Raw genomic sequence first — 19,741 nt, forward strand, 5'->3', positions numbered from 1 at the left:
CTCCCTTTTCGTTCCAGCGCGCTGCGAGCCGCAGCGCGCCAGGCGATCACACGCGTTCGATGATCAGGGCGATGCCCTGGCCCACGCCGATGCACATGGTGCACAGCGCGTAGCGGCCGCCGGTGCGGTGCAGCTGGTTGATCGCGGTGGTGGCCAGGCGCGCGCCGCTGGCGCCCAGCGGGTGGCCCAGGGCGATCGCGCCGCCGTTGGGGTTCACGCGCGGGTCGTTGTCGGCGATGCCCAGTTGGCGCAGCACGGCCAGGCCCTGGGCGGCAAACGCCTCGTTCAGTTCGATCACGTCCATCTGCGCAAGCGTAAGGCCGGTCTGGGCCAGCACCTTCAGCGTGGCGGGCGCCGGGCCGATGCCCATGATGCGCGGCGCGACGCCGGCCGTGGCCATGCCGACCACGCGGGCGCGCGGGGTCAGGCCATGGCGGGCGGCGGCCTTTTCGTCGGCCAGCAGCAGCGCGGCGGCGCCGTCGTTGACGCCCGAGGCGTTGCCGGCGGTGACGGTGCCGCCTTCGCGGACCACGCCCTTCAGTTTGGCCAGCGATTCCAGCGTGGTTTCACGCGGGTGTTCGTCCTTGCTGACGACGATGGCATCGCCCTTCTTCTGGGCGATCGACACCGGCACGATCTCGGCGTCGAAGAAGCCTTCCTTCTGTGCGCGGGCGGTCTTCTGCTGGCTGGCCAGCGCGAACAGGTCCTGGTCTGCGCGGCTGATCTTGAAATCGTCGGCGACGTTCTCGGCCGTTTCGGGCATCGAGTCCACGCCGTATTGCGCCTTCATCAGCTTGTTGATGAAGCGCCAGCCGATGGTGGTGTCGTAAATCGCGGCGCTGCGCGAGAACGCGCTGTCGGCTTTGCCCATGACGAAAGGCGCGCGGCTCATGCTTTCCACGCCGCCGGCCAGCATCAGGCCGGCTTCGCCGGCGCGGATGGCGCGGGCGGCGCCGCCGATGGCGTCCAGGCCCGAACCGCACAGGCGGTTGACGGTGGCGCCGGGCACTTCGATCGGCAGGCCGGCCAGCAGCGTGGCCATGCGGGCCACGTTGCGGTTGTCTTCACCCGCCTGGTTGGCGCAGCCCATGATGGCGTCGTCCAGTTCTTCCCAGCGCACGCCGGGATTGCGCGCCACCAGCGCCTTGATGGCTACGGCGGCGAGATCATCGGGGCGCACGGAAGCCAGCGCGCCGCCGTAGCGGCCGAAGGGGGTGCGGATCGCATCACAAATGAAAGCATGCACGGTCATGGGAAGCTCGAAGTAAGTGAGAAAAAATCCGGATCGGAGGGATCTTAACGCAGCGCTTTCGCGCCAAGTTGGTGCGCCCGCAGGATGTCCGCTGCACGGACAGTGTCCAATGGCTGTTCACCCCGACGGTGCGCGCCGCGCGCACCATGGCAACGCGCGAATCGGGGCTGCCGACTCAGGCCGCGGGCGGCCTGGCGGCGCGCCCGGCGTCGACGATGGCCTGCCTGCGGAAGCGCCCCGCGGCCAGGTGATAGAACGGTTGCGGGCAGAACTGGCGCGACACGCCCGAGGCCAGCAGGGACCCGACCAGCAGCCAGAACAACATGGGCTGGCTGCCCGTCATTTCCATCACCACCACGCTGGCGGTCAGCGGCGCCTGGGTCGCGGCGGCCAGGAAGGCGGCCATCGAAATCAGCACCAGCACGCGGTGGTCCACGCCCTCTCCCGCCAGTTGCCAGATATGGTGGCCGATGCCCGCGCCCGTGGTCAGGGCCGGCGTGAAGATGCCGCCCGGTATGCCCGCCCAATACGAAGCGACGGTCGCGGCCAGCTTGGCCAGGCCGAAGCTGGCGGGCGCCGTGTCCTTGCCCGACAGCAGGTCGGCGGCCACGCCATAGCCCGTGCCGTAGACGCTGCCGGCCGTGGCCAGCCCGATCAGCGCCAGGACCAGGCCCATGATGAAGGCCGTCCAGATCGGATGCGCGCGGATCCAGGCGCGCCAGGAGAGTGGCGCGCTGCCGGCCGCCCCCTTGCCGAGCAGCCGGGCGAATATGCCGCCCAATGCACCATTGAGGGCCGCGCAGATGGCCACCCACATCACCATGCCATGCGCCAGCGGCGCGCCGCCGAACACGCCGAAATAGGGGTTGTTGCCGACCACGGCCACGACCAGAAAGCCCGAGGCCAGCACGCCGATCAGCACCAGCCGCTGCCAGCGCAGCACGGTGCCGCGTCCGAGTTCCTCGATGGCGAAGATGACGCCGGCCAGCGGCGCGTTGAAGGCGGCGGCCAGGCCGCCCGCGGCCCCGGCGGCGATCAGTTCATTGGCATGGAAGCCGCGCAACTGCACGCCGCGCCGCTTCCAGAAGTCGCCCCAGGCCAGCATCAGCGCGGCGCCCACCTGGACCGACGGCCCTTCGCGGCCGATCGACGCGCCGGCCAGCATGCCGAAAAACGCGAGCGGAATCTTCCAGAGGGTTTGCCCCAGCGCCACCAGGCTGTTCTGGCTGGCGCCCGGCGGCAGCGACAAGGCGCCGATGACCTGGGGAATGCCGCTGCCCGACGCGTTGGGTGCGAAGCGCAAGGTCAGCCAGCGCAAGGCCGCCAGGCTCAGCGGCAGGACCAGCAGCGCCAGCCAGCCGTTGTAGGCCACCCACTCGCGGTTCCATTCCAACGCCTTGTCGGCCAGATAGGCAAAGCCCAGCGACATCAGCGCCACCAGGCCGGCGCCCCCCAGCAGCAGCCCCATCTGAACGCTCTTGCGCGACAGGCGGTTGATCTGGCGCACCTTGCGATGCGCCCATCGGCGCGGGCCGGCCAGCAGCCGGCGTAGGGGGTCGGGCAGGTTCATGGGCACAAGCCGGCTCGGTTGGAGGTGGCTAACCTTACCACTCCCACCTGACCGGCAGCCCACAACGCAGGATCAGAACGTCGACCAGTCGTCGTCCGAAGCCTGCGCCAGCGCGGGACGCGCTGCGGGCACGGCCGGCTGCTTGCGCGACGCCACGGGCACGGCCTGCACCAGGCGGACCTGGGCTTCGCGGGCCGATCCGCCGCCCGCTTCCACCTTGAAGCGGCGCACTTCCTGGGCCAGGCGGGTGGCCTGTTCCTGCATGCTGGCGGCGGCAGCGGCCGCCTCCTCCACCAATGCCGCGTTCTGCTGGGTCACGGTGTCCATCTGCGCCACGGCCTGGTTGACCTGGCCGATGCCGGCGGACTGCTCTTCCGATGCGCTGGCGATTTCGCGCACCAGGGTGGCGACCTGGCGCACGCTATCCACCACTTCACGCATGGTGCGGCCGGCCTCGTCGACCTGGCGCGTGCCGCCCTCGACGCGCGTGACCGACTCGTCGATCAGGGCCTTGATCTCCTTGGCCGCCACCGCCGAGCGCTGCGCCAGCGTGCGCACCTCGCCCGCCACCACGGCGAAGCCGCGGCCCTGCTCGCCCGCGCGCGCCGCTTCCACGGCGGCGTTGAGCGCCAGGATGTTGGTCTGGAAGGCGATGCCGTCGATCACGCCCGTGATGTCGGCGATGCGGCGCGAGCTGTCGGAAATCGCGCTCATGGTCTGGACCACGCCCTCCACCACCTCGCCGCCGCGCACCGCCACGGTGGAAGCCTGGTTGACCAGGCGGTCCGCTTCGCTGGCGTTGTTGGCGTTCTGCTGCACGGTGCTGGTCAGCTGCTCCATCGACGCCGCGGTTTCCTCCAGCGACGAGGCCTGTTCCTCGGTACGCTGCGACAGGTCGGCGTTGCCCTGCGCGATCTGCGAGGACGCCGAGGCGATGCTTTCGCAGCCGTCGCGCACGTCCTTGACGATGCGCGCCAGGCTTTCATTCATGGTCTTGAGCGCGCCCATCAGGTCGCCGGTTTCGTCACGCGTGGCGACCTGGATGTCGGTCGTCAGATCGCCGGCCGCAACCTGGCGCGCGGCCGTCACGGCCTGTTCCAGCGGGCGCACGATGCCGCGCGTCACCAGCCAGCCCAGCAACATGCCGACCGCGACGCCGATCACAGCCAGGACGATCATGACGGCGCGCAACGTTTCATACAGGTCCGTGCCCGCCTGCACGCTTTGCGCCGCGACGTTTTCCTTGGCCTTCGCCAAGGTCGTCATCAGGTCATCCAGCTTCTGCGACGAGGCGATCACGCGCGCCTCGATCTCGGCCACTTGCGGATCGGCCTGGGTCAGCGGCCGGGCCTGCGCGGCGGCAAAGAAAGCGGCGGATTCGCGCTTCCAGACCTGCTCGGTCTCGGTGAACTGCGCCAGCAGGCGCTTGCCCTCTTCCGAATAGAAATTGGCGGCAGCCTTTTCGCGCAGGGCGTCCATAGCGGCCACGGCGTCGTCGAACTGCTTGCGCAGCGCCTGGCGCTCCTTGTCGGTGGACGCGGCCAGGTAGCCGCTGCGGGCGCGGCCCGCATAGATCAGATTGATATTGGCTTCCTTGATGTCCGAGATGCCGCGCAGCTCGGTGTCGTAAAGCCGGTCGTTCATTTCATTGATGCGCGCCAGGCCCCAAACCCCGAAGCCCCCGATCGCACCGCCTATCACTGCCACCAGCAGAAACGCGCCCGACAGGCGCGCGCCAATGCGCAAACCCGAAAATAACCGCAACATGCTTCCCTTCCCTGTAGTTACCACGGTTTATGGCGGGCATGCCGCGGCCGTGGACCCCGTGGTTCAGTCGTCGACCGGGGCCAACGATAGTGGCTCGCAAACCTAGGGATAACCCGGAAGAAAAGCCGGTTTCTTCTTCATTTCCCCGCAATGAATTCGACAATCGACAGGGATTTCACAGGCTGAATTTTTGCTGAACAAAAAGAAAACCCCAGGCTTGCGCGAGGGGTTTGCCAGCGGGGCCGCGGCGCGATGCCGCGGCGGGCCAGACTTTGCCGGTCAGGCGAAGTTCTTGGCCGCGAATTCCCAGTTCGCCAGCGCCCAGAAATTTTCCAGGTACTTGGGACGGGCATTGCGGTAGTCGATGTAGTAGGCGTGTTCCCACACATCACAGGTGAGCAGCGCCTTGTCGGCCGTGGTCAGCGGGGTGGCGGCATTGCTGGTGTTGACGATGTCGACCGAGCCGTCGGCCTTCTTGACCAGCCAGGTCCAGCCCGAACCGAAGTTGCCGGCGGCCGACTTGTTGAAGGCTTCCTTGAAGGCGTCAAAGCTGCCCCACTTGGCGTTGATGGCGTCAGCCAGCTTGCCGGTGGGAGCGCCGCCAGCCTTGGGAGCCAGGCTGTTCCAGTAGAAGGTGTGGTTCCAGACCTGGGCGGCGTTGTTGAAAATGCCACCCGAGGACTTCTTCACGATGTCTTCCAGCGACAGCGTTTCGAATTCCGTGCCCGGGATCAGGTTGTTCAGGTTCGTGACGTAGGTCTGGTGATGCTTGCCGTAGTGGAACTCCAGAGTTTCCTTGGAGATGTGCGGAGCCAGCGCGTCCAGTTCGTAAGGCAGGGGGGGAAGAGTATGTGCCATGTGAGGTTCCTTCTGTTGAGTGCACGATCAAGCCGGTCAATTGTATCGGCAACTACTGAGGATACCGCGTTAACCCCGCGCCCGCGCGGGGTTAAGGGACGCATCTGCTTATGACTGGAAGCATGTGCACATGCGGCGCGCGCAGGGGCTCTTGAGCGCCGCGCAATCGCGCAGGCCGGCGCTCAGGACGCTTCGCGCGTATCGCGGCTGCGCGTGACCGCGACTTCGGCGCCGCCTTGCGCGAAACTCAGGTCCAGCGCTTGCCCCGCCGCCAGCGCGGCCCCGTCCCGCACGATGCGGCCCTGGTCATCGCGCGCGATGGCGTAGCCGCGCGCCAGCGTGTTGCCCGGGTCCAGCGCGCGCAGTTGCGCCGTGGCGGACGCCAGCCGGTTGCGCCGCTGCACCAGCAGCCGCGCGTGCGCCTGGCCCAGTTGCCGCGCGGCGCCCGCCAGGCGGTCGGCGGCACGGCCGGTATCGGGCACGCGATGCGCCAGGCGCTGCGTCAGCAGGTTGACGCGCGCGGCGCGGCGCTCCTGGGGGCCGGACCAGGCGGTCGCCAGACGGAAGCGCAGGCTGTTCAGGCGCTCGCGCTGATGTTCCAGGCGCTGGGCCGGGGACACCAATTGCGCCGCAGCGCGGTCCAGCCGCTGCGCGGCGCGCTCCAGCCGGCGCTGCTGGCCGCGTGTCATCGCCTGCGCCGCCTGCATGACCCGGCCGAGCAATTCGGAACGCGGCACGCAGGCCAGCTCGGCGGCGGCGGTCGGCGTCGGCGCGCGCACGTCGGCCACGAAATCGACGATGGTGAAATCCGTTTCGTGCCCCACCCCGCTGATGACCGGAATGGCGCTGCCCGCGACCTCGCGGGCCAGCGCCTCGTCGTTGAAGCTCCAGAGATCCTCGATGCTGCCGCCGCCACGCACCAGCAGCAGCGTGTCGACTTCGGCGCGCTGGTTGGCCATGCGCACCTGGGCCGCCAGCCGCCCTGCGGCATCCGCCCCCTGGACCGGCGCCGGATAGATGATCACGGGCACCTGGGGCGCGCGGCGCGCCAGCGCCGACAGCACGTCCCGCAGCGCCGCGGCATGCAGGGACGTAATCACGCCGACGGCCCGCGGCAGGCGCACGGGTTCGCGCTTGACGGACGGATCGAACAGGCCTTCGGCAGCCAGCTGCTCCTTCAGGCGCAAGAACGCCTCGTACAGATTGCCTAGTCCGGCCCGCCGCATGGCGTCAGCCTGCAGCTGATAGTCGCCGCGCGGCTCATACAGGGACACGCGGGCCCGGATTTCGACCTGATCGCCGGCGCGCGGGGTAAAGCCCACCGCGCTGGCGCGGCTTCTGAACATGACGGCGCGCACGGAGGCCCGGCTGTCCTTGAGCGTGAAGTACCAATGCCCGGAAGCCGCCGCCGTGAAGTTGGAAATCTCTCCGCGCACCCACAGCGCCGGGATGCTGCGCTCCAACAACTGCCCCACGGCTTGATTCAGCTGGGCAACCGTCAGGATATCCCGCGCAAATACGTTGTTTGTGACTGTAGATTCAATTGTCATGGGGCTTTCCGATGCGTACCTGTCCACAGGAGCCGCGTAGCGGGCCGCAATCATACCGCGTCCCAGCAAATTTCCCCCAACCGGCCCGAAAGCCAGCAAATTCGAATTAACTTATTGATTTTTATGTGATTTTAGGAAAAACGAAGCTGCTCTCAATTGAAGCAAACAAGTGCAAGCCCTGTGCCCACAAGCCTTCCCGGGAAGTTTTGCACAGAATTATCCACAAGATCTGTGGATAGATTGGGGGTCGTACCGACTTGCCACGCCCCTGCCGCACCGTTACAGTTTCGGCTTGATCAGATACCGGCTCGCGCCGTCTTGCGCGCCGGTTCCCCCCGGGAGTTGAACGCTTTGCTTTCCATACTGCGCGAGGCCGGCTGGCCGATCTGGCCCCTGCTGGCGACATCCGTCCTGGGCTTGGCGCTGATCTTCGAGCGCTTCCTCTCGCTGCGCCGCGGGCTGGTCATGCCGCGCGGCCTGAGCGACCAAGTGGCTGAAATGCTGCGCAACCGCCAGGACACGCCCGAATCCATCAACCGTCTCGAACGGAATTCGCCGCTGGGCCGGATCCTGGCCGAAGTGATGCGTCACCGCCACCTGCCGCGCGAGGAACTGCGCAACGTGGTCGAGGACGCCGGCCGCGCCGTGGCCCATGACCTCAGCCGCTACATTTCCGCCATCGGCACCATCGCCGTGGTCGCGCCCCTGATGGGCCTGTTCGGCACCGTGATCGGCATGATCGAGATCTTCGGCTCCTACACCCCCGGCGGCGGCGATCCCGCGCAACTGGCGCGCGGCATCTCGATGGCGCTGTACAACACCGGCTTCGGCATCCTCATCGCGATTCCCGCCATGATCGCGCACCGTTATCTGCGCGGCCGCGTCGACGGCTACCTCAGCGCCATGGAACAAACCGCGGCGCGCCTGGTCCGCGCCGTCTCCCCCGGCTCCGCCATGCGCGAGGGCCGTTCATGAATTTCCGCGGCCCCCGCGGCGACCGCGATGAGCTGGATATCAACCTGATTCCGCTCATCGACGTGCTGCTGGTCATCCTGATCTTCCTGGCGGCAACCACATCCTTCGCGCGCTTCACCCAGCTGAAGGTGACGCTGCCCCAGGCCTCGATGGAACAGGACACGCCTCCGGCGCTGGAAGTCGCCATCAGCCAGGATGGGCGCTATGCGCTCAACGGCACGCTCATCGACGTCTCCACGCCGCCGGAAATCGCCGACGCCCTGCGCCAGGCGGCGGCCGGCAAGACCGAACCGCTGGTCGTCATCAACGCCGACGCCCAGGCCACCCACCAGTCCGTGATCAACGTCATGGAAGCCGCCCGCCTGGCTGGCATCGGCCGCGTCAACTTCGCCGCGCAGACCACCCGGTGAGCGCCAAACGTGCCTCGACGCTGCTGGCGCGCCAATGGCAGCGCGGCGGCTGGCTCTCCAATCTGCTGCTGCCCCTGTCCCGGCTGACCGCCTGGGAGGTGGCGCGCAAGCGCCAGCGCTATCTGGACGGCACGCGCCGTTCCTACCGCGCCCCCGTTCCCGTCGTGGTGATCGGCAACATCTATGTCGGCGGCACGGGCAAGACCCCCATGGTCATCGCCACCGTTGAAGCGTTGCGGTCTCGCGGCTATACCCCGGGCGTCGTCAGCCGCGGCTACGGCGTCAAGGTCGGCCCGCACGCCCGCGTCGGGCTGGGCCAACTCGAAGCCGCCCGCTTCGGAGACGAACCCGCCCTGATCGCCCGCGCCACGGGCGCCCCGGTCGCCGTGCACCCGAAGCGCGCCCTGGCCGCCCAGGCCCTGCTGCAGGCCCACCCCAAGGTGGACGTGATCGTCTCGGACGACGGCCTGCAGCATCTGGCGCTGGCGCGCGACGTCGAAATCGTGGTGCAGGACGAGCGCGGCGTGGGCAATGGCCGCCTGCTGCCCGCCGGCCCCTTGCGCGAACCGGCCGAACGGCTGCGGGAGGTCGACGTGGTGGTGACGAACATCGGCACGCCCGACGGCCAGCCGCCACCCGCCAGCGCCGGCCAGCGGCCGCGCCAGGTCCGCATGTGGCTGGAACCGGGCGACACGCGCCAGGTCTCGGGCCGCGGCACGCGCCCCCTGGCGGACTTCGCCGGCCAGCCGCGCATCGCGGCGGCCGCCGGCATCGGCAATCCGGAGCGCTTCTTCACCACCTTGCGCAGCGCCGGCATCCAGCTGGAAACCGCGCTCGCCCTGCCCGATCATCACGACTACGCCGAATCGCCCTTCCAGGCGCTCACGGCCGAGGCCATCCTGGTCACGTCCAAGGACGCGATCAAATGCGCCGCCCTGAACGATGCGCGCCTGTGGGAAGTGCCCGTGCGCGCGGGCTTTTCCGACCCGCAGCTGTTCGACTGGCTGGCACAGGCGCTGCGCCAGCCGGCCCGGCCCTAGCAAACCGTCCGCCTGGCGGCGCCGCGCGGCCCGGCCCCAGGCAAACTGCTTTAGAATTCCGGTCATGGAATCCCGCCTACTCGACATCCTCGTCTGCCCGCTGTGCAAGGGCCGCCTCGAACACGACCGGCAGCAAGCCGAACTGGTCTGCCGCGCCGACCGCCTGGCCTTCCCCGTGCGCGACGGCATCCCCGTCATGCTGGAATCGGAAGCCCGCGCGCTGGACGACGCCCCCGCCACGCACTGAAAGCGCCGCGCATGAGCTTCATCGCCCTGATCCCGGCGCGCACCGCCTCGACCCGGTTGCCCGACAAGCCGCTGGCCGACATCGCCGGCAAGCCCATGGTCGTGCGTACCGCCGAGCGCGCGGCGCTGTCCGGCGCCTCGCGCGTCTACGTGGCCACCGACGACCTCCGCGTCCAGCAGGCGGCGCAGGCGCACGGGCTGCAGGCGCTGATGACCCGCGCCGACCACCCGACCGGCACCGACCGCCTGGCCGAAGCCGTGGAACAGCTGGGCCTGCCCGACGACGCCATCGTGGTCAACGTACAGGGCGACGAGCCGCTGATCGAACCCGAACTCATCGACGCGGTCGCGGCCAAGCTGCAGGCCAGCCCCGAGGCCGACATCGCCACCTGCGCCTGCCCCCTGGCCAACGCGGAGGCGCTGTTCAACCCCAACGTGGTGAAGCTGGTCTGCGCCGCGAACGATCGCGCCCTGTATTTCTCGCGCGCCCCGATCCCCTGGGCGCGCGACGCGCTGGCCTCGGGCGAGCGCGTGCTGGCCGACGGCCTGCCCGCCTGGCACCACATCGGCCTGTATGCGTACCGGGTGTCGTTCCTGCGCCGCTATCCGACCCTGCCGCAAGGCGCGCTGGAGCGCTTCGAATCGCTGGAACAGCTGCGGGCCATGGAACACGGCCACGTCATCGTCGTCCATCGGGCGTCCCACCCTCCTGCCGCGGGCGTAGATACCCCGGCGGACCTGGAGCGCGTCCGACTGGTCTACAGCAAGCAGATATAAGGGTTATTTCCTATGGCGCGGCTCCGCATCGGCTGCTGCATTGCGGCATAATTCCCCGGATCACAAAAAATACACCCCTTCAGGAGCACTCATGCGTCTCATCTTGCTCGGACCTCCCGGCGCCGGCAAAGGCACCCAGGCCGCGTTTCTCACCCAACACTTCGGCATTCCCCAGATCTCCACCGGCGACATGCTGCGCGCCGCGGTCAAAGCGGGCACGCCGTTGGGCATCGAAGCCAAGAAGGTCATGGATGCCGGCGGCCTGGTTTCCGACGAGATCATCATCGGCCTGGTGCAGGACCGCCTGAAGCAGTCCGACTGCGCCAACGGCTACCTGTTCGACGGCTTCCCCCGCACCATCCCGCAGGCCGACGCGCTCAAGAGCGCCGGCGTCAAGCTGGACTACGTGGTGGAAATCGAAGTCCCCGAGGAAGACATCATCGAACGCATGAGCGGACGCCGCGTGCACCAGCCCAGCGGCCGCAGCTACCACGTGCGCTTCAACCCGCCCAAGGTCGAAGGCCGTGACGACGTCACCGGCGAAGAACTGATCCAGCGCGACGACGACCGCGAGGACACCGTGCGCAACCGCCTGTCCGTGTACCGCGAACAGACCCGCCCCCTGGTCGACTACTACTCGTCCTGGGCCCAGCAGAATCCCGCCGACGCGCCTAAGTACCGCAAGATCTCCGGCGTCGGCGCGGTCGAGGAAATCAAGGCGCGCCTGTTCGCAGCCGTCCAAGGCTGATCGGCGCCTCGATGGCTCACAGGCCTTCGGCGCTGGCACCGGAACGCATCGCGTCCGGCCGGCCCCGAAGGCCTAGTCATATCCGGCGCCTGCCGCGCCGCTTTCATCCCTAGAACTCACTGGTGGTAGACACATGGAAATCGCGAACAAGGTATTCATCGTCACGGGCGGCGCGTCCGGACTGGGCGCCGGCACGGTGCGCATGCTGGTCGAAAACGGCGCCAAGGTCGTCATCGCCGACGTGCAGGACGAGCCGGGCTCGGCCCTGGCCAAGGAACTGGGCCAGCGCTACGTCCACTGCGACGTGACCCAGGAAGCCGACGGCAAGAACGCCGTGGCCGCCGCGCTCGAGCTGGGCACGCTCTTTGGCCTGGTGAACTGCGCCGGCGTCGCGCCCGCCGCCAAGATCGTGGGCAAGAACGGCGCGCATCCGCTGGAACTGTTCCAGAAGGTCGTGTCGATCAACCTGATCGGCAGCTTCAACATGATGCGCCTGGCCGCCGAAGCCATGAGCGCCAACGCGCCCGAGCCCACCGGCGAACGCGGCGTGATGATCAACACCGCCTCCGTCGCGGCCTTCGACGGCCAGATCGGCCAGGCCGCCTACGCCGCCTCCAAGGCCGGCGTGGCCGGCATGACCCTGCCCATCGCGCGCGACCTGTCCAAGACCGGCATCCGCTGCATGACCATCGCCCCCGGCATCTTCGGCACGCCCATGATCTTCGGCATGCCGCAGGAAGTGCAGGACTCGCTGGCCGCCAGCATTCCCTTCCCCGCCCGCCTGGGCCGCCCGGAAGACTACGCCAAGCTGGTCCACAGCATCATCACCAACGACATGCTGAACGGCGAAACCATCCGCCTGGACGGCGCCATCCGCATGCCGCCGAAGTGATGTAGTACAAAGACAGGCCCACCAGGTGGGCCTGTTTTCATTGGGCGTCTCGCGCTTGCGCGCAGCCTCGCCGGGCCGGACCGGCCCGTTTTTTTTCAGTAGTCCTATCCATGAGCCTGTTTCGTTCGGCGGCCACGGTCAGCAGCTTCACCCTGCTGTCCCGCATTTCCGGCCTGATCCGCGACATCCTGGTGGCCCGCGCTTTCGGCGCCGGCCCCATCACCGACGCCTTCTGGGTCGCTTTCCGCATTCCCAACCTGCTGCGCCGCCTGTTCGCCGAAGGCGCTTTCGCCCAGGCCTTCGTGCCCATCCTGGGCGCAGCCCGCAACAACCGCTCCGAAGCCGAAGTCCGCACCTTGCTGGACCGCGTGGCCCTGCTGCTGACGGCGGCGCTGATGCTGATCACGCTCATCGGCATCGTCGCCGCGCCCTGGGTGGTATCGGCCATGGCCAGCGGCCTGCGCGGCGCGGCCCGCGACACCGAATTCGGCGCCGCGGTCTGGATGACGCGGGTGATGTTCCCCTACATCTTCTGCATGTCGCTGATCGCCTTCGCCTCGGGCGTGCTCAATACCTGGCGCCGCTTCGCCGTGCCAGCCTTCACGCCGGTGCTGCTCAACCTGGCCATGATCGCCGCCTGCATCTGGCTCGCGCCGCGCATGGACGTACCGGTCTACGCGCTGGCCATCGGCGTCATGATCGGCGGCCTGGCGCAACTGGCCGTGCAATGGATCGCCCTGGCCCGGCTCGGCTTGACCCCGCGCTTTACGCTGCGGTTCCGCGAAGCCTGGAGCGACCCCACGGTGCAGCGCATCCTCAAGCAGATGGCGCCCGCCACCCTGGGCGTCTCGGTCGCGCAGATCTCGCTGTTGATCAACACCAATATCGCCACCTGGCTGACGCCGGGCAGCGTCACCTGGCTGTCCTTCGCCGACCGCCTGATGGAATTCCCCACGGCGCTGCTGGGCGTGGCGCTGGGCACGGTGCTGCTGCCCAGCCTGTCCGCGGCCCATGCCCGCGACGACCACGGCGGTTACAGCGGACTGCTGGACTGGGGCCTGCGCCTGGTGCTGCTGCTGGGCCTGCCGGCAGCGGTGGGCATGGCGCTGCTGTCCGATGGCCTGGTCGCCACCCTGTTCCACTACGGCGCCTTCGCCGCCCAGGACGTGAGCCAGACCCGCCTGGCGGTCATTTCCTATTCCGCCGGGCTGATCGGGCTGTTGGCGGTGAAGATCCTGGCGCCCGGCTTCTACGCCAAGCAGGACATCCGCACGCCGGTGAAGATCGCCATCGGCGTCCTCATCCTGACGCAGCTGATGAACCTGGTGCTGGTGCCGTTGATGGCCCATGCCGGGCTGGCCCTGGCCATCGGCCTGGGCGCCTGCCTGAACGCATTGGCGCTGCTGATCGGGCTGCGCCGCCGCGGCGTCTACCAGCCCGGCCCCGGCTGGGCCGCGTTCGCGCTGCGCCTCTTGCCCGCCCTGGCGGCGCTGGCGGCCTTGCTCTGGTATGCGGACGGGCGCATCGACTGGATCGCCCTGCAGGCCCATTCCTGGCAGCGGGTGGCCTGGCTGGCCGGCGTGCTGGCAGCCAGCGGCGCGGTCTACTTCGGAATGTTGTTACTGTTTGGCTTCCGTCCTAGGGACTTCGGCCGACGTCCGGCGCGTTAAGTTCGGACAATCTGTCTATATACACCCCGAAAGCCGGTCTAGTGCCGGCTTTTTTGCATTAGATTCGTCAAGAATTGACAATCAGCCGGTAATCTTTGGTAAAAAACCTTTATTATTTACAAATTGCCATCGAAAGGATCCCCCTTGAAGCACTGCGGGGACATGAAGTGAAGTACGCCCAAGGACAACCCATGGCGGACCAGGTAATCAATTGGCTGCTGTTATTGCGTTCCGGCAAGGCGACCGCACAGGACTACAACAATTTCCTGGCGTGGCGCGCTGCCGACCCAGCCCATGAAAACGCCTGGCAACAGCTGACCGGATCGCTCGAAGGATCGACCTTCGGCCGGCTTGGCGACGCCTACCCCGTTGGCTACGCCACGGCCAGCCAGCCCGTTCCGCCCCTCGCCGCCCCTCCCGGGCCCGCCATCACGCCGCCGCGCCGCCGCTTTCTGACCGGCGCGCTGGCGCTCGCCGGTACCGGCGCCTGCGCGGCTTACGTGGGCAATGCCTTCTACCCCCTGGGCAACGTCGCGGCCGATGCCGCCACGGCCACCGGCGAACGCCGCCGCTACGTGCTATCCGACGGCAGCCAGCTGCTGCTGGACGCCCGCAGCCGCGTCAACCTGGATTTCACCCCCGCCTACCGCCAGGTCCGCCTGCTGGATGGCGCCGTGACGGTGTCGGTAGCCCCCGACGCGCGCCGCCCCTTCCTGGTCCAGACGGCCGAAGGCACGGTCCGCGCCCTGGGCACCCGCTACATGGTGCGCCAGCAAGCCCAGCGCACGCTGGTGGTGGTGCATGAACACGAGGTCGAGGTCGAGACCATGTCCGGCGCCCACGGCACCGTCCGTGCCGGTACCGGCGCCCGGTTCGATGCCGCCCGCATGGACACCCCGCGCGCCGAGCTCATGGCCGAGGCCGCCTGGGAAGCCGGCTGGGTCGAAGCCCGCGGCCGCCCACTGGCCGAAGTGATCGCCGCCCTGCGCCCCTACCGCAGCGGCACGCTGCGCGTGTCCATGGCCGCCGGCGGCCTGCCGGTATCCGGCCATTTCCCGCTGGACGACACCGACGCCGCGCTCGATACGCTGCGCGACATGATGCCCATCCACGTCCGCCGCTTCACGCCCTGGTTTGTCTCGATCAACGTCGCCACCTGACAACGCCGGTGTGCGCGCCGTGCCGCCAGAGGGGCTTCTCGTTGTATACTAAGCACGGTGTTTTTATCCAGTAGGCGCCACGGGTCTTCCTCAAGACTGTGCATGAGGACCATCCGCAAGGGCTCCCCAGCCCAGGGAATTCTTCCCGCAGCGCCCCCCGCCCGGTTGACGGGCGCTCCATCGGTTGATCAGACATTAAAAGCTTGCATTCCCGTAGGGACTTGCTACAATGTTCGACTTTGCCGAATTCAACTTATATAGCAACATGGCCAATACCGCCCAAGCCCGCAAGCGCGCTCGCCAATCCGTTGAGCGCAACAAGCACAATTCCAGCCTGCGCTCGATGCTGCGCACCGCCATCAAGCGCGTTCGCCAATCCATCGCCGCTGGCGACAAGGCTGCGGCTGGCGAAGTGTTCCAGAAGGCCTCCAGCGTGATCGATCGCGTGGCCGACAAGAACATCATCCACAAGAACAAGGCCGCTCGCCACAAGAGCCGCCTGGCTGCCGCCATCAAGGCGCTGGCCTAAGCCATTCTGCCGCCCTGTTCTCAGGGCGTCACGAATACGGCAAATGAAAAAGGATGCCCCTGGGCATCCTTTTTTGCGTTCCTGGCCGCCGCAGCGGCCTTTGCCCGACGCGCGCCATCCCGCCCAGCCGAGGCCCGAGCACGGCTTTCGCTCGACCCAGCTACAGCTGCGCAGCGATCCGTTCGGCGAAGAAGTCGATGAACACGCGGACCCTGGCGATTTCCGCCGACCTGGGCGGCCATAGCAGCGATACGCTGCCGCGGTTTTCCGTGTAGTCCTCGAGCACTGGCTGCAACCGCCCTGCCGCCACATCCTCCTTTACCAGGTAGCTGGGCGCCTGCACGATCCCCAATCCGCTGATCGCGGCGGAAGCCAGGGCTTCGCCATCGTTCAAGACGCCGGAAGGCTTGGGCAGCTTGCCCGGCTGCACGCCCTTGAAGGCCCAGGTTTCCGGCCGTCCCGTGGTCGGAAAGCGATAGTGGATACAGTGATGATCACTGAGGTCCGCCGGGGTCCGAGGAATGCCGTGGCGCGCCAGGTAGGCAGGCGAGGCGCAAGTCGTGAACGAGTGCGGGCCGATGCTGCGGGCCTGCAACCCGGAATCCTCCAGTTCGCCCAGGCGCAGCACGACGTCGTATCCGTCCTCGATCACGTCGACGATCAGGTCGTCGAGATTGATGTCGACCACGACCTCGGGAAAGCGCGAATGGAAGTCGCTGAGCGCCGGCAACACGATCCTGCGCCCCATCACCGTGGGGACGCTGATCTTGAGGCGGCCGCGAGGCGTGTTCTGGAGCAGCTGCAATTCGCGTTCCGCCTCCTGGAGATCCTTCAGGATCTTGCTGACATAACGGTACAAGACCTCGCCCTCGCCGGTCGGGCCCAGCGAACGGGTGCTGCGATGCAGCAGCCGCACGCCCAATTTCAGCTCCAGCCTTTCGACCGCCTTGCCCGCCGCCGAAGCAGACAGGCCCAGCTTGCGCCCGGCCGCGGCAAAACTGCCGGATTCGACGGTGGCCGCGAAGGCCACCATCGCACTGAACGATTCGATCGAGAAGGTTCCGGACATATGCTCGCGAGTCTAGAGACCGCCGCCCGTCTTCTGTTGGCGGCAGTACCGATGAATGATGCACCCCAGTGGGTGATTTGCTGACCGGCCGCGACAGCCTGAATCCGATCAGTGTCCGATGCGATTGGACCTCCCATCCTGACACAAGCTCGAAATTTTCAGCCGGGAACGCTATGAATACAGGACTGCGCCACCCCAAGGGGTCGGAAAATTCAGAATTTGAGAACGCCGCCTTCGACATCATCGTGGCGGGAGGCGGTTCCGCGGGCGCCGTGCTGGCCAGCCGCCTGAGCGAAGACGCGGGCCGCCGCGTGCTGCTGGTCGAGGCCGGCCCAGCCTATCCGCCGCACGCCTATCCGGACGCCGTCCGCGCCCAGCACATCATCGGCGGCGACGCCAGGCACGACTGGGGATACGCCTCCCTGCCGGGCTGGAGCGGAAAATCCTTCCCCGTCCCGCGCGGCAAGGTGCTGGGCGGTTCCTCGGCCGTGAATGCCGGCGTCTGGATGCGGGCGCCCGCCGCCGACTTCGAACGCTGGACCCAGGCCGGCCTGCCGCATTGGTCCATCGTCGACGTGCTGCCATTCTTCCGCGGCAGCGAATGGACCGCCTCGGGCGCGGACCAATGCCATGGCCGAGCAGGCCCCGAGCCCGTGCACCAGTTGCAGGACGACGAGATTTCCGACATGCAGCGCGCCTTCCTGGTGTCGGCCCAGATGGCGGGCCATCCCAGGGTGCAGGACTTCAACGGCGACTCCCCATTCGGCGTCGGCCCCTACCCCATGAACAACCGCATGGGCCAGCGGCTGAACACAGGCATGACCTATCTTTCAGACGCCGTAAGGGCCCGCCCCAACCTGACGATCCTCAGCGAAACGCTGGCGGACCGCGTCGAGATCAAGGACGGCCGGGCGCAAGCCCTGATCCTGGCCGACGGCCAGCGGATCGCCGCTGGCGAGATCGTGCTGTCGGCCGGCGCCTACGGGTCGGCGGCCATCCTGCTGCGCTCGGGCATCGGTCCCGCCGCCGACCTCCAGGCGCTGGGCATTCCGGTTGCGGCCGATCTACCGGTCGGGCGGCGCCTGCAGGAACACCCCTTCTACTTCACGATCTGGGCAGCCCACCCCGAACGCCTGGGGCTACCCATTCCGCCAGTCGGCGCGATTCTTTGGACGCAGTCGTCCAAAGCCGGCCCCGGCGACGGCGATCTGCACGTCAGCGCCGTGCACTACGGCGACCCCGCCGACTCGCCCACGGGCGCGATCTTCATGCTGGCCCTGGCGCTGACCCGACCCAGCTCCATCGGCACGCTCAAGCTGCGGGACCGTGATCCGCGTACCGCTCCGCTCATCGACCTCAACATCCTGGGGACGGCGCGCGACCGGGAGCTGATGGTCGAGGGCATCCAATTGATCCGCCGGATCGCGAGCCAGGGCCCGCTATCCGAAATCATCGCGCAGGAACTCGTGCCCGGCCCGGCCGCCGCGGACGCCACGGCGCTGGAAGCGGCGCTGCCCAAAGCGCTAGACATCTATCATCACCCCGCTTCGACCGCGCCCATGGGCGGCGATAGGGACCCCGACGCCGTGACGGACTACCAGGGGCGCGTGCGCGGCATCGCCGCGCTGCGGGTCGCGGACGCATCCAGCTTCCCGGATGTCCCCTCGGTCGCCACCAACCCCACGGTGGTCATGCTGGCCGAGCGCGTCAGCCACTGGATCAGGACCACGGAGGCCAAACCGTGAACACCGCCGCGAACAACACCAGGCCGCGCAAGGCATACAACTGGATCGGCGGCGTCCAGCGCTCCGAAGGCCCCATGAGCGAGTCCATCGATCCCGCCACCTACAACGTCATCGGCCACTATCCCGACAACGGCCTGCTGGCCGCCAGATCCGCCGTCGCCGCCGCTGCGCAAGCTTTCCATGCGACTCCCTGGGCACACGACCACGAGCTGCGCGCCCGCGTGCTGGAGCAGCTTGCGCAGGCCTTCGAACGCAACCGCGACCGGCTGCTGGACATCCTCTCGCTCGAAAACGGCAAGATCAAGAGCGAAGCCGGCTTCGAACTCGACATGATTCCAGGCAAGCTGCGCTACGCGGCCGCCGCCGCCCTGCTGGATAGCGGCCGGGCGCTCACGCCCAGGCCCGGCAGCGTCTCCATGGTCCTACGCAAACCCATGGGCGTGGCGGCCGTGATCGCGCCCTGGAATTCTCCGGCCGTGCTGACGATACGGTCGCTGGCGCCGGCCCTGGCAGCGGGCTGCACCGCCGTCGTCAAGCTGCCGGGCCAGGTGGCGCAGACCGCCAGCTTCATGGCCGAAATCATGGCCGAAGCGCAGGATCTCCCGGATGGCGTCATCAACCTGTTCTTCGAAAGCGGGTCCGACGGCTCCGCTTATCTCGTGGACTCGCCCGAGGTCCCTGTCGTCAGCTTTACCGGATCCACCCGCACGGGTCGCGCGATTGGCAGCGCCGGCGCCAAGCGCCTGAAACGCTTCGGCATGGAACTGGGCGGCAAGACGCCGATGATCCTCTTCGACGACGCGGACGTGGAGGCCGCGCTACCGGTACTGGAGAAAGCGCTCACGGTGTTCAGCGGGCAGTTCTGCATGACCGGATCCCGAGTGCTGGCGCACAACGGCATCTACGCGGCGGTCCGCGAAGGACTCGCCAGCCGGCTGCGCAGGGTCAAGGTCGGCCCGGCAGCAGATCCGGACAGCGACATGGGGCCCTTGATCGACCGCGCCAACGTCGAACGCGTGGACCAGGCCGTCGATGCGGCGATCGCCGCCGGCGCCGGCGTCGTCGAGCGCGGCGGCCCGATAAACACTGGCCCCCTGGCCCGCGGCGCCTTCTATCGCCCCACGCTGCTGGAAGTTTCCGACAACCGTTTGGCCATCGTGCAGCAAGAGACCTTCGGCCCGGTGCTGACGATCCAGCGCTTCAATGACGAGGCCGAGGCGGTCCGGCTGGCCAACGACAACGAATATGGTCTTGCCGCCAGCGTCTGGACCCGCGATGTGGACCGGGCGCTGCGGGTCGCGCAAGCGATCGACGCCGGCTCGGTCTGGATCAACGACTGGGCCAAGGTCTATGACGGCACCGAGGAAGGCGGCTTCAAGCAGTCCGGACTCGGACGCCTGAACGGCCTCGCCGCACTGGAGGACTTCATCGAATACAAGCACATCGCGCTCAAGCCTGGCCTCGGGTAGCGCCGACGAGCCAG

General features: G+C 67.9%; 18 protein-coding genes. 12 read left to right on the forward strand and 6 right to left on the reverse strand.

Annotation, left to right across the window (positions count from 1 at the left end; genetic code table 11):
• Positions 1 to 46 precede the first annotated feature (46 nt).
• The 5 genes from pcaF to xseA form a co-directional block, all read right to left on the reverse strand.
• The gene (gene pcaF / locus BRO63_RS19355; RefSeq protein WP_088141359.1) at positions 47 to 1,252 is read right to left on the reverse strand and encodes a 3-oxoadipyl-CoA thiolase; all 1,206 of its coding nucleotides are present in this window, start codon (positions 1,250 to 1,252) and stop codon (positions 47 to 49) included.
• Between the two features lie 175 nt (positions 1,253 to 1,427).
• Positions 1,428 to 2,822, reverse strand: coding sequence for a chloride channel protein (locus BRO63_RS19360; protein WP_088141360.1), 1,395 nt, complete (start codon positions 2,820 to 2,822; stop codon positions 1,428 to 1,430).
• Between the two features lie 72 nt (positions 2,823 to 2,894).
• Positions 2,895 to 4,589: a methyl-accepting chemotaxis protein gene (locus BRO63_RS19365; RefSeq protein ID WP_088141361.1), complete on the reverse strand. Its 1,695-nt coding sequence runs from the start codon at positions 4,587 to 4,589 to the stop codon at positions 2,895 to 2,897.
• 279 nt (positions 4,590 to 4,868) lie between these two features.
• On the reverse strand, positions 4,869 to 5,447 hold the full coding sequence (gene sodB, locus BRO63_RS19370; RefSeq protein WP_088141362.1) for a superoxide dismutase [Fe]: 579 nt from the start codon (positions 5,445 to 5,447) through the stop codon (positions 4,869 to 4,871).
• Between the two features lie 182 nt (positions 5,448 to 5,629).
• Complete coding sequence (xseA, locus tag BRO63_RS19375; RefSeq protein WP_088141363.1) at positions 5,630 to 6,997, reverse strand: exodeoxyribonuclease VII large subunit; 1,368 nt, start codon at positions 6,995 to 6,997, stop codon at positions 5,630 to 5,632.
• Positions 6,998 to 7,348: 351 nt separating this feature from the next.
• On the opposite strand from xseA, the gene BRO63_RS19380 reads away from it, so the two are divergent.
• The 10 genes from BRO63_RS19380 (at position 7,349) to rpsT (ending at position 15,444) form a co-directional block, all read left to right on the forward strand.
• Entirely contained in the window at positions 7,349 to 7,972 is a 624-nt protein-coding gene (locus BRO63_RS19380) for a MotA/TolQ/ExbB proton channel family protein (RefSeq protein WP_088141364.1), read from the forward strand.
• Positions 7,969 to 8,382 (forward strand): ExbD/TolR family protein, encoded by a 414-nt coding sequence (locus BRO63_RS19385; protein ID WP_088141365.1) that lies wholly within the window; start codon positions 7,969 to 7,971, stop codon positions 8,380 to 8,382. The genes BRO63_RS19380 and BRO63_RS19385 overlap by 4 nt, the downstream gene beginning before the upstream one ends.
• Positions 8,379 to 9,422 carry a tetraacyldisaccharide 4'-kinase gene (gene lpxK / locus BRO63_RS19390; RefSeq protein ID WP_088141366.1) on the forward strand — a complete coding sequence of 348 codons (1,044 nt, stop codon included), beginning with the start codon at positions 8,379 to 8,381 and terminating at the stop codon, positions 9,420 to 9,422. Before BRO63_RS19385 ends, lpxK begins: the two co-directional genes overlap by 4 nt.
• A 64-nt stretch (positions 9,423 to 9,486) precedes the next feature.
• Positions 9,487 to 9,669, forward strand: coding sequence for a Trm112 family protein (locus BRO63_RS19395; protein ID WP_088141367.1), 183 nt, complete (start codon positions 9,487 to 9,489; stop codon positions 9,667 to 9,669).
• An 11-nt stretch (positions 9,670 to 9,680) separates the two neighbouring features.
• Positions 9,681 to 10,445: a 3-deoxy-manno-octulosonate cytidylyltransferase gene (gene kdsB / locus BRO63_RS19400; protein WP_088141368.1), complete on the forward strand. Its 765-nt coding sequence runs from the start codon at positions 9,681 to 9,683 to the stop codon at positions 10,443 to 10,445.
• 91 nt (positions 10,446 to 10,536) lie between these two features.
• On the forward strand, positions 10,537 to 11,193 hold the full coding sequence (gene adk / locus BRO63_RS19405) for an adenylate kinase (protein ID WP_088141369.1): 657 nt from the start codon (positions 10,537 to 10,539) through the stop codon (positions 11,191 to 11,193).
• Between the two features lie 133 nt (positions 11,194 to 11,326).
• Positions 11,327 to 12,085, forward strand: coding sequence for a 3-hydroxyacyl-CoA dehydrogenase (locus BRO63_RS19410; RefSeq protein WP_088141370.1), 759 nt, complete (start codon positions 11,327 to 11,329; stop codon positions 12,083 to 12,085).
• A 110-nt stretch (positions 12,086 to 12,195) separates the two neighbouring features.
• Positions 12,196 to 13,755 carry a murein biosynthesis integral membrane protein MurJ gene (murJ, locus tag BRO63_RS19415; RefSeq protein WP_088141371.1) on the forward strand — a complete coding sequence of 520 codons (1,560 nt, stop codon included), beginning with the start codon at positions 12,196 to 12,198 and terminating at the stop codon, positions 13,753 to 13,755.
• A gap of 191 nt (positions 13,756 to 13,946) precedes the next feature.
• Positions 13,947 to 14,915: a FecR domain-containing protein gene (locus tag BRO63_RS19420; protein ID WP_088141372.1), complete on the forward strand. Its 969-nt coding sequence runs from the start codon at positions 13,947 to 13,949 to the stop codon at positions 14,913 to 14,915.
• Positions 14,916 to 15,180: 265 nt separating this feature from the next.
• Positions 15,181 to 15,444, forward strand: a complete 264-nt coding sequence (gene rpsT / locus BRO63_RS19425; RefSeq protein WP_006396042.1) for a 30S ribosomal protein S20 — start codon at positions 15,181 to 15,183, stop codon at positions 15,442 to 15,444.
• 160 nt (positions 15,445 to 15,604) lie between these two features.
• On the opposite strand, the gene BRO63_RS19430 is transcribed toward rpsT, so the two are convergent.
• The gene (locus BRO63_RS19430) at positions 15,605 to 16,513 is read right to left on the reverse strand and encodes a LysR family transcriptional regulator (RefSeq protein ID WP_088141373.1); all 909 of its coding nucleotides are present in this window, start codon (positions 16,511 to 16,513) and stop codon (positions 15,605 to 15,607) included.
• 173 nt (positions 16,514 to 16,686) lie between these two features.
• On the opposite strand from BRO63_RS19430, the gene BRO63_RS19435 reads away from it, so the two are divergent.
• Positions 16,687 to 18,258, forward strand: a complete 1,572-nt coding sequence (locus BRO63_RS19435; RefSeq protein WP_088141374.1) for a GMC family oxidoreductase — start codon at positions 16,687 to 16,689, stop codon at positions 18,256 to 18,258.
• Positions 18,259 to 18,332: 74 nt separating this feature from the next.
• Positions 18,333 to 19,727, forward strand: coding sequence for an aldehyde dehydrogenase family protein (locus BRO63_RS19440; protein ID WP_088141485.1), 1,395 nt, complete (start codon positions 18,333 to 18,335; stop codon positions 19,725 to 19,727).
• Positions 19,728 to 19,741: the final 14 nt, after the last annotated feature.

It is taken from the genome of Achromobacter xylosoxidans, from assembly GCF_002192695.1.
Taxonomy (GTDB): Bacteria; Pseudomonadota; Gammaproteobacteria; order Burkholderiales; family Burkholderiaceae_B; genus Achromobacter; species Achromobacter xylosoxidans_C.

Excerpts from the sequence above, each read along its gene's own strand:
- pcaF (WP_088141359.1), bottom strand. The coding sequence starts at position 1,252 with ATGACCGTGCATGCTTTCATTTGTGATGCGATCCGCACCCCCTTCGGC.
- BRO63_RS19360 (WP_088141360.1), bottom strand. The coding sequence starts at position 2,822 with ATGAACCTGCCCGACCCCCTACGCCGGCTGCTGGCCGGCCCGCGCCGA.
- BRO63_RS19365 (WP_088141361.1), bottom strand. The coding sequence starts at position 4,589 with ATGTTGCGGTTATTTTCGGGTTTGCGCATTGGCGCGCGCCTGTCGGGC.
- sodB (WP_088141362.1), bottom strand. The coding sequence starts at position 5,447 with ATGGCACATACTCTTCCCCCCCTGCCTTACGAACTGGACGCGCTGGCT.
- xseA (WP_088141363.1), bottom strand. The coding sequence starts at position 6,997 with ATGACAATTGAATCTACAGTCACAAACAACGTATTTGCGCGGGATATC.
- BRO63_RS19385 (WP_088141365.1), top strand. The coding sequence starts at position 7,969 with ATGAATTTCCGCGGCCCCCGCGGCGACCGCGATGAGCTGGATATCAAC.
- BRO63_RS19395 (WP_088141367.1), top strand. The coding sequence starts at position 9,487 with ATGGAATCCCGCCTACTCGACATCCTCGTCTGCCCGCTGTGCAAGGGC.
- kdsB (WP_088141368.1), top strand. The coding sequence starts at position 9,681 with ATGAGCTTCATCGCCCTGATCCCGGCGCGCACCGCCTCGACCCGGTTG.
- adk (WP_088141369.1), top strand. The coding sequence starts at position 10,537 with ATGCGTCTCATCTTGCTCGGACCTCCCGGCGCCGGCAAAGGCACCCAG.
- BRO63_RS19410 (WP_088141370.1), top strand. The coding sequence starts at position 11,327 with ATGGAAATCGCGAACAAGGTATTCATCGTCACGGGCGGCGCGTCCGGA.
- murJ (WP_088141371.1), top strand. The coding sequence starts at position 12,196 with ATGAGCCTGTTTCGTTCGGCGGCCACGGTCAGCAGCTTCACCCTGCTG.
- BRO63_RS19420 (WP_088141372.1), top strand. The coding sequence starts at position 13,947 with ATGGCGGACCAGGTAATCAATTGGCTGCTGTTATTGCGTTCCGGCAAG.
- rpsT (WP_006396042.1), top strand. The coding sequence starts at position 15,181 with ATGGCCAATACCGCCCAAGCCCGCAAGCGCGCTCGCCAATCCGTTGAG.
- BRO63_RS19430 (WP_088141373.1), bottom strand. The coding sequence starts at position 16,513 with ATGTCCGGAACCTTCTCGATCGAATCGTTCAGTGCGATGGTGGCCTTC.
- BRO63_RS19435 (WP_088141374.1), top strand. The coding sequence starts at position 16,687 with ATGAATACAGGACTGCGCCACCCCAAGGGGTCGGAAAATTCAGAATTT.
- BRO63_RS19440 (WP_088141485.1), top strand. The coding sequence starts at position 18,333 with ATGAGCGAGTCCATCGATCCCGCCACCTACAACGTCATCGGCCACTAT.